This window comes from Reyranella sp. (genome assembly GCF_050185545.1).
Taxonomy (GTDB): Bacteria; Pseudomonadota; Alphaproteobacteria; order Reyranellales; family Reyranellaceae; genus Reyranella.
In genome coordinates this window covers 2,030-9,723 of sequence record NZ_JBFWZI010000230.1, presented here as the reverse complement: position 1 = coordinate 9,723, position 7,694 = coordinate 2,030, and the positions used below count along the sequence as shown (strand labels likewise).

Genomic DNA, 7,694 nt, shown 5'->3' with positions numbered 1-7,694 from the left:
CCGACCAGGGAGCACCCCTTGAGCAATCGGGGCCGAGCCGGAAGACGGCGGTGCGTGAGGCTTTCAACTCGCCATTCTGGCCGTTTGTGCTGTCGACCACGTCAGTCGGGCAAGAGGGGCTGGACTTTTCTTCTGCCCCGACATCGTCCATTGGAACCGGATGTCCTTCCTCCCGCAGCATCCGGGCCAGCCGCCGCGAGCCCAGGAACGGCCAGCTCGTGAACAGCTCGTCGATCCGTCGCATCAGGCCCAGGTCATTGTCATTGGCCGGCCGGCACTCGCGGTAGACGCCCGAGCGGGCGATCCCCAGCAGCCGGCACTGGCGACGCACTGAAATCTGCTCATGGTCGTGGTCGAGCAGCGCTCCGCGGTCCGGCACGCTCATCTTCCGGACCTCTGCGCTAAAAAATCCCGCTCCACGATCAGCTCGCCGATCTTGGCGTGCAGCCGCTCGACCTCGCGCTCACGGTCCGCCGACACGGTGCCACCACCGGCGTCGAACGCCCGTGATGCCCGCTCCTGCAGCTGCTTCTTCCAAGCATAGATCTGGTTGGGGTGTACCTGATTGCGCTGGGCCAGGTCGGCCACCGTCGCCTGCTCTCGCAGCACCTCCAAGGCGATCTTCGCCTTCAACGCCGCATCGATCTTACATCTCGTTCTCTGGTTCATGGTCTGCTCCGTCTAGTTGCACGGAACAGCTCTGTCTCCAACTAACCGACTAGTCCCAAAAACCGGGGCCAGTTCAGGTGTCTGACCTGAAAAGCGAGTCGGAAGTCAAAGGTGCACAGGGTGCCGATCAACCCACCGATACCGATGACGAAAACGGCGGACGGCCGGTCTTGTAGCATGCGTTGTTGGCTCTACCGTGGCTGCAGGGCATCCCGACACTGATGCTGTGATTAAAGGCGATCGCCCGCGCGTTCCGATGGCCAGACGATGCTGGCGACTGGTCAGTATCCGACGACCAAGGAGATTGAAAAGATGGAGAAAACAAGTCCGTCCTGATGTGTCACGGAAGTCCAGGGTTTGCGCCCGTTCACCCGTGCGCCGGCACCAGTGCTCGGCAATGGCAACGCACTCGTCGGCTACCGCCGTCTGACTTGGACACCTATTGACGCTGAGCCCGCCTGTGGTTTCAGGGGACCTCGCCACATGGTATATTTTAAGCTGTTTCGAGGTCATCTGAGAATGAAAGAGATCCAGCTCGTAGTGGCGGCTTCCATTGCGCTGCTGACCAGTTCGTCAGCGCCCATCGTATTGGACCGATTTTCGGAGCAGCGCAACGCGGAAGAGCACGTGCTGGGCGCACGCGACGAAGACCTTCCGGCTACGCGAGAGATCACAGCGGACGGCGTTGTCGTGGGTTTGCTCGACCTCGCCTTTGTACGAGCAAGGTTGAACACGGTTTTGATTGTGGAACTGCGCCAGGCCTTTGCCGCCGGCCTCGACCTCGAGCGCGCCGTGCATCCGGGTGACGCCTTCCATGTTCGCTACGCCGAGACCCGAGCCTCCCGAGGGGCGGTGATCGCGCGCCGACTCTTGTGGGCCGAGTTCCGCACCGGAACCAAGGGAAGCGTTGCTATCCATCGCTTCCGCGGACGCGACCATGTCGAACAGCTTTGGTTCGCCAACGGGTATTCGACCCGACCTCCGGCGATGCGGATGCCGCTCGACACCTTGACCGTCTCGTCCAAGTTTGGCGTGCGGCCCGATCCGTTCAAGCAGCCGCCCGCAACTTCGGTCAAGGCGGCTTCGATGGTCAGCCTCAAGCGCAGCGCGTCGACCAAGCTGCCAAGCACCAGTGGTGCCGGTACCGCGATCAATGCCGCGACGCCGCTTGCCGAGCTGCTGGGCCTGGAGCCGGCTGGCCGGGCGTCGAAGGAAGCGGCGGGCGGCATCTGTTCGTCATGCCTGCATGAGGGCATCGACCTCGCGGCTCCGGCTGGCACGCCGATCCATGCGGCCGCCGACGGTGTCGTCTCCGGTGCGGCACCAAACGGGCGATACGGCAACTGGGTGCGCATCGAACATACCGGCAGGCTCACCACCGTCTACGGCCATCTCAAGGAGTTCGCACCCGGTATCCAACCCGGCCGCCAGGTTGCGCGTGGCGACGTGATTGGCCTGGTTGGCAGCACCGGGCACTCGACCGGCGCCCATCTCCATTTCGAGCTCCGCAAGGACGGCAGGGCGGTGGACCCGATCAGCAGTCCGATGTTCAAGGCGGAGCGTCTGCAGGGGGCGGAACTCGAACGTTTCCGCCGCCAGGTCGCTCGATCGCTCGAGCAGCGCCGCCCAGTAGCGCTTCCGTGATCATAGGGCGGAGTGGGATCATACGGCGCAGTCGGATGATGCCTGCCAAGGCGACCCAAGGTCCCCTCCCTGTGAATCGGCGTCCAATGGGGTACCTGTGCCCGCTCAAAACTCCAAAAGCCTTGCAAATGTAGCGTTTCTGGCGTGCAGTCATACCGCATCGGCATGCTCACCGTTCTGTCGGCCCTCACTTCCCTGCTCTTGTTCCGGCTGCGCAGCCGCGCCTCGCTGGAACTCGAGGTCGTCGCCCTGCGACACCAGGTGACCGTCCTGCGCATGCAACGCCCGGGCCGGCCTCGGCTCTTCGCCGCCGACCGGCTGCTCTGGGTTTGGCTCTACCGGAGCTGGCCGAAAGTCCTCGACGCCATGGTGCTGGTCAGGCCGGCAACCGTGATCGACTGGCATCGCAAAGGCTTCCGATTCGATTGGCGGCGGCGATCACGCCACCTGGGACGGCCCGGCATCAACCAAGAGGTCCGTGACCTGATCCGCAAGATGAGCACAGCAAACCCGCTGTGGGGCGCTCCCCGCATTCACGGCGAGTTGCTCAAGCTCGGCATCGTGGTCAGCCAGGCCACGGTCGGCAGATACTGCCGTGGCGGCCCAAAGTCCCTTCCCCGACTTGGCGCTCATTCCTGCGAAACCACGTGCACAAAACCGCAGCGGTCGACATGTTCGTCGTCGTGACGGCCAGGTTTCGGCTGCTCTACGCCCTGATCGTTCTCGGTCACGAGCGACGAAAAGTCATCCATTTCGATGTCACCCCAAACCCGACGCAAGGCTGGCTGGCACGCCAGATCACCGAGGCCTTCCCCTGGGACACCGCGCCTCGCATTCTGCTGCGAAACCGCGACGCTTCATATGCGCCAACCTTCCGTAACCGTGTCCAGGCGATGGCCATCGAGCAGGTCGTCACCGCGCCGCGATCGCCGTGGCAGAACGCCTACGTCGAGCGTATCATCGGCTCGATCCGCCGCGAATGACTCGATCACGTCATCATCCTCGATGAGCGTCACCTGCGCCGCGTGCTGTCTACGTGCTTTGACTATCATCACCGGAGCCGCACACATCTCTCGCTCCGCAAGGATTGCCCGGAGCCTCAGCCTATACAACCACCCGCTGCAGGTACCGTTGTTGCCTTCCCACAAGGCGGCGGCCTGCACCATCGCTACGAGCGCCGCGTAGCTTGAAGCGCTGCCAGCGTCTGAACTGGTGCCGCCAACTCGCTGCGGCGGTGTACTCTGCCGTCCGCCATCGCGATTGCTCGGAGCCAAGCGTCCGATGTACGAAGCCCCGCCGCAAGAGAGCGGCGCCCTCGTCAATGCCGAATGTCGTTGGTCTCGCTCCTCACCGGCTCTTTTCCCTGGCCTCAATCGCCTCGCGACTTCGGCGCACCTCCCTATCCTATTTGTCGCCGCCACCCACTCAGCCGGCATGCTGTTGATAGTACATTCGATGTCTAACAGCGCGTCGTCGATGGGCTTCTCGGACGCCGAGCGAAGCGCGCTCGGCGAGATCGCCTATCGGCTGGGCAGAAAGGTTCTTGCCGACGTCGCCATCATCGCCCGGCCGGACACGGGGGACCGGCACGTTCATGGTCGTCCCGCGCGTGTAGGCTCCGCTCAGCCGGCCAGCGGCCAACCGATAGGTACCGCCCAGGGCAGTCCCGATCGTCAGCGAAGAAGCCAGAGCTTGGCGGCGGATCCCGCCAACCCTTTGGCTACCAGTCCGCCGTACACGCCGCTACAGTGGGGCGCCGTGACATCCTTGGCAACGGCAACTTGAACCGTGCGGAACGTCCTACAAATCGTCCCGGGAAGCTGAAGATCTATATGATATGTGCTGTCCTGACTGTTACGCTTGATCGGCGGCAACCCACCGGCAGGTCCCAACGATGAGTCGTGCTCACCTCGAGATCATTGTCGTCAGCCTCGTCTGTTTTCTATGGGGCGCGACCAGTGTGCAAGCCGAACCGCCGCGGGTGGCCCTCGTCATCGCCAATAGCCAGTACAGCAACCTCCCTACACTGGCGCGCTGTGCCGCCTCGGCGGGTGTCGCGCGCGATGCGCTGCGGGCCGAAGGGTACGAGATCATCGACCGCCGCGACCTGGGGCGGGGTGAGTTCGACAGTGCGATCGGCCAGCTGGCGCGGCTTACGGCGTCCGGAACGTCGACGGTCGCTGGACTATACTATTGCGGCTACGGGGTCGCATTCAAGGAACGTCCCTTCCTGCTGCCCACATCGGCGACGCTGGCGCGCGAGCACGACGTGCTGACGCAGGGCATACTCGTGAAGAGCATCATCGCCAGCTTGCGGCGCGCACCGGACGGCGCCGGCTTCGTAATGCTTGACGTGTTCGCGCCGCCCGGCACGCCGCCGGGCGGGATGGTGCGCGTCATCGAGCACGTTCCCGCTTCGAGCTTCGCCGTCGTCGCCGCTGGCAACGACGGGCCCGGCCAGGGACCGACCACGGCGGCGCTCGCCCTACGTGACCAGCTCGGCGTTGACGCGCTCGTGCTTGGCCGGCTGGTCGACGCGCTGCGCGGCCGTTTGGCCGGCGATGCCGCCATCACCGCGCACGTCGTCGCGGCGACCGACAGTGCGGCCGCGGCTATCATCGGCCGTCGCCCGCCGCCGGCCGAGGCCAGCACCGCCAAAGGTCCCTCCGGCGGTACGCTCGCCACCCTGCCGCCGTTGCCAGCGGCGCGGCCGGACTCTTCGTTCGACGGCGCGCCGGGTGGATCGGCCCCCCGACTGGCGATGCCCGGCGAGAACGACATGTCAGAGCAGGACAGGCGCCGGGTCCAGGCCGTGCTCGCGGCCATGGGTTACTACGCCGGCAGCATCGATGGCGTCTTCGGCCCGGAGACGCGAGCCGCCATCCGGCGCTACCAGTTCGAGATCAAGGCCGAGAGGACAGGACGGTTGACGGCGGAACAGGCGACGCGACTCGTCGGCGGCTCGCTGACGTCGGACGGGAGGATGTGATGGGGCTTCGGACCAAGTTCAACCTGGTCATGATCGTGGCCTTCGCCGTCGGCCTGGCGGTGGCGAGCCTGCTGGCGCGCGAGATAACCACCGAGGAAGCCAAGCGCCAGATGCTGAACGAGGCGACCTTGATCATGCGCGCGGGCACCGCGGTCCGAACCTACACGCAGCACGAGATTGGGCCGCTCCTCAGCGAGCAGATGGCGGTCCGCTTCCTGCCGCACTCTGTGCCGTCGTGGTCGGCGCACACGGTGCTCCGCCAAGTCCAAAAGAATTTTCCCGACTACACCTACAAGGAGGCCGCGCTCAACCCGACCAACCCGGCCGACCGCGCGACCAACTGGGAAGCCGACATCATCGACGCTTTCAAGCGCGATGCCGGTCTCACTGAGCTGGTCGCCACGCGCGATACGCCGACCGGACAGTTCCTGACTTTCGCCCGGCCCTTTCGGCTTGCCGACAAGGCCTGCCTCACCTGCCATTCGACGCCGGCGGCGGCGCCGGCGACGATGGTCGACCTCTACGGCAACGGCAATGGCTTCGGCTGGGTTTTGGGCGACGTGATCGGCGCGCAGGTCGTGTCTGTGCCGATGACCGCGGCGATCGCGCGCGCGGACCGCTCACTGCTGGCCTTCATCGCTGCCCTGAGCGCGGTGTTCCTGGTGATGCTGGTCATCCTCAACGTCCTGCTGCATTACGTCATTTTGCGGCCGATGCAGCAGATTACCGCGCTGGCGCGCGACGTCAGCGCCGGCAAGCCCGACGTCAAGGAATATGCGGTGAAGGGCAGCGACGAGATCGCCTCCCTGGGGCGTTCGTTCAACCTGATGCATCGCAGCCTGCAGAACGCCATGAGAATGCTGGAAAGCCAATGAGGGCCAGCCATGGAGCCAATTCCCGACCGCATTGGCCGCTATGTCGTGGAAAGCCTAGTCGGCGCCGGTGGCATGGGCCAGATCTACAAGGCGCACGACCCTGACATCCACCGTCCGGTGGCCATCAAGCTGATCTCGACGAGGCTGATGAGCAGTGCGGACCGCGCCGACTACATCAGGCGATTCCGCCGCGAGGCGCAGGCCGCCGCGCGCTGCGCGCATCCCAACATCGTCGCGATCTACGACTACGCGCTGCACGAGGGTCAGCCCTTCCTGGCCATGGAGTTCGTGCACGGCATGAGCCTGCGCCACATGCTGGACGAGCAGCACCTGTTGGCGGTGCCCGATGCGATCCGCGTCATGCTTCAGGTGCTGGACGCGCTTGACGTCGCCCACCGGCAAGGGGTGATCCACCAGGACATCAAGCCGGCGAACATCATGCTGACGCCGCAAATGCAGGCAAAGGTCACCGACTTCGGCATCTCGCGGTTGGCCAACACTGAAATCACCATCGTGTCGTCGTCGATGGGCACGCCGAACTACATGTCGCCGGAGCAATGCCGCGGCGGTGTCGTCGATCGGCGGGCTGATCTGTTCTCGGTCGGCGCGACGCTGTTCGAGATGGTCGCGGGCGAGCGCTCCTTCTCTGGACACACCACCGCCGAGGTCACCTATCGCATCCTGAACGAAAGTCTACCGTTGCTTCCGGTCGCGGTGCGCGGCGCCGCGCCTCGCCTGCAGTTTGTCCTCGAGCGCGCGCTGAGCAAGCAGCCTGACGATCGCTTCGACTCGAGCACGGAGATGGCCGAAGCGCTGCGCCAGATCTTGCAGACCAGCCGGAGCAGCGGCTCGCTCGAGGAGGAGACCCGCCTCTCGTCCCTCGACGCGGCGGCAACGCGGCTCGTCGCCGAGACAGCGCAACCGCCGCCCACGGAGCTGCCGCGCGGTACGCCGACCGGATCGTCCATCGGCGCGCCGATCGATGCCGGCATGCTGCTCGGGCTGGAGCAGAAGCTTGCCGGCTACGTCGGGCCGATCGCTCGCATCATGGTGCGCAACATCGCCGACCGCGCCGCCTCGCTCGACGCCTTGTGCAGAGAGCTCGCCGACTCCGTGCCCGAAGGCCGGGAACGCGAAGGATTCCGCCGGGACGTCGCCACTCTGATGAAGGGGTGGGCAGTCGAGTCGGCGCGCGCGTCATCGGAACCGCCGTCGGGCCAAACGCTATCCGAAGCGGATCTGGAGCACGTGCAGGCGGCTCTGACCCAACATGTTGGGCCGATTGCCCGCGTTTTGGTGCGTCGGGCTGCGCGGGAAGCCGGATCGGTCGAGGCGCTTTGGCAGAGCCTTGCTGCTCATGTCGACTCGCCGACGGAGCGCGCCGCATTCCTGCGACAACGGCATGTCGATCGAACCTGAGCCAATCCAATCGGTTGCATGGTCGCCGACCATTGCAGGAGGCCGCCAAATCGCTCGCGGAACAGGACGGCTCATCGCGCTGGGGAGCTTGCTCGGAC

General features: G+C 65.2%; 7 protein-coding genes and 1 pseudogene. 6 read left to right on the top strand and 2 right to left on the bottom strand.

Going from position 1 to position 7,694, the window contains the following annotated elements; translation table 11 throughout:
* Together AB7O82_RS33935 and AB7O82_RS33930 are read right to left on the bottom strand one after the other, a co-directional pair.
* Window positions 1–385 (bottom strand): annotated as a pseudogene (locus tag AB7O82_RS33935) (hypothetical protein); the annotation flags it as partial.
* Window positions 382–669: a transposase gene (locus AB7O82_RS33930; RefSeq protein WP_428552423.1), complete on the bottom strand. Its 288-nt coding sequence runs from the start codon at window positions 667–669 to the stop codon at window positions 382–384. The pseudogene AB7O82_RS33935 and the gene AB7O82_RS33930, both read right to left, overlap by 4 nt.
* 519 nt (window positions 670–1,188) lie before the next feature.
* Here AB7O82_RS33930 and AB7O82_RS33925 point away from each other — a divergent pair.
* The 6 genes from AB7O82_RS33925 to AB7O82_RS33900 all read left to right on the top strand — a co-directional run bounded on the left by AB7O82_RS33925 (window position 1,189) and on the right by AB7O82_RS33900 (window position 7,596).
* The gene (locus AB7O82_RS33925) at window positions 1,189–2,313 is read left to right on the top strand and encodes a M23 family metallopeptidase (RefSeq protein ID WP_428552426.1); all 1,125 of its coding nucleotides are present in this window, start codon (window positions 1,189–1,191) and stop codon (window positions 2,311–2,313) included.
* A 165-nt stretch (window positions 2,314–2,478) separates the two neighbouring features.
* Window positions 2,479–3,000, top strand: coding sequence for a hypothetical protein (locus AB7O82_RS33920; RefSeq protein ID WP_428552429.1), 522 nt, complete (start codon window positions 2,479–2,481; stop codon window positions 2,998–3,000).
* Window positions 2,985–3,296, top strand: coding sequence for a hypothetical protein (locus AB7O82_RS33915; RefSeq protein WP_428552432.1), 312 nt, complete (start codon window positions 2,985–2,987; stop codon window positions 3,294–3,296). The genes AB7O82_RS33920 and AB7O82_RS33915 overlap by 16 nt, the downstream gene beginning before the upstream one ends.
* Before the next feature lie 911 nt (window positions 3,297–4,207).
* Window positions 4,208–5,302: a peptidoglycan-binding protein gene (locus AB7O82_RS33910; RefSeq protein WP_428552434.1), complete on the top strand. Its 1,095-nt coding sequence runs from the start codon at window positions 4,208–4,210 to the stop codon at window positions 5,300–5,302.
* Complete coding sequence (locus tag AB7O82_RS33905) at window positions 5,302–6,177, top strand: c-type heme family protein (protein ID WP_428552437.1); 876 nt, start codon at window positions 5,302–5,304, stop codon at window positions 6,175–6,177. Before AB7O82_RS33910 ends, AB7O82_RS33905 begins: the two co-directional genes overlap by 1 nt.
* Before the next feature lie 9 nt (window positions 6,178–6,186).
* A complete protein-coding gene (locus AB7O82_RS33900) occupies window positions 6,187–7,596 on the top strand; it encodes a serine/threonine-protein kinase (RefSeq protein ID WP_428552440.1) in 1,410 nt (469 codons plus the stop codon).
* The last annotated feature ends 98 nt before the right edge of the window (window positions 7,597–7,694 follow it).

Excerpts from the sequence above, each read along its gene's own strand:
- AB7O82_RS33930 (WP_428552423.1), bottom strand. The coding sequence starts at position 669 with ATGAACCAGAGAACGAGATGTAAGATCGATGCGGCGTTGAAGGCGAAG.
- AB7O82_RS33925 (WP_428552426.1), top strand. The coding sequence starts at position 1,189 with ATGAAAGAGATCCAGCTCGTAGTGGCGGCTTCCATTGCGCTGCTGACC.
- AB7O82_RS33920 (WP_428552429.1), top strand. The coding sequence starts at position 2,479 with ATGCTCACCGTTCTGTCGGCCCTCACTTCCCTGCTCTTGTTCCGGCTG.
- AB7O82_RS33915 (WP_428552432.1), top strand. The coding sequence starts at position 2,985 with ATGTTCGTCGTCGTGACGGCCAGGTTTCGGCTGCTCTACGCCCTGATC.
- AB7O82_RS33910 (WP_428552434.1), top strand. The coding sequence starts at position 4,208 with ATGAGTCGTGCTCACCTCGAGATCATTGTCGTCAGCCTCGTCTGTTTT.
- AB7O82_RS33905 (WP_428552437.1), top strand. The coding sequence starts at position 5,302 with ATGGGGCTTCGGACCAAGTTCAACCTGGTCATGATCGTGGCCTTCGCC.
- AB7O82_RS33900 (WP_428552440.1), top strand. The coding sequence starts at position 6,187 with ATGGAGCCAATTCCCGACCGCATTGGCCGCTATGTCGTGGAAAGCCTA.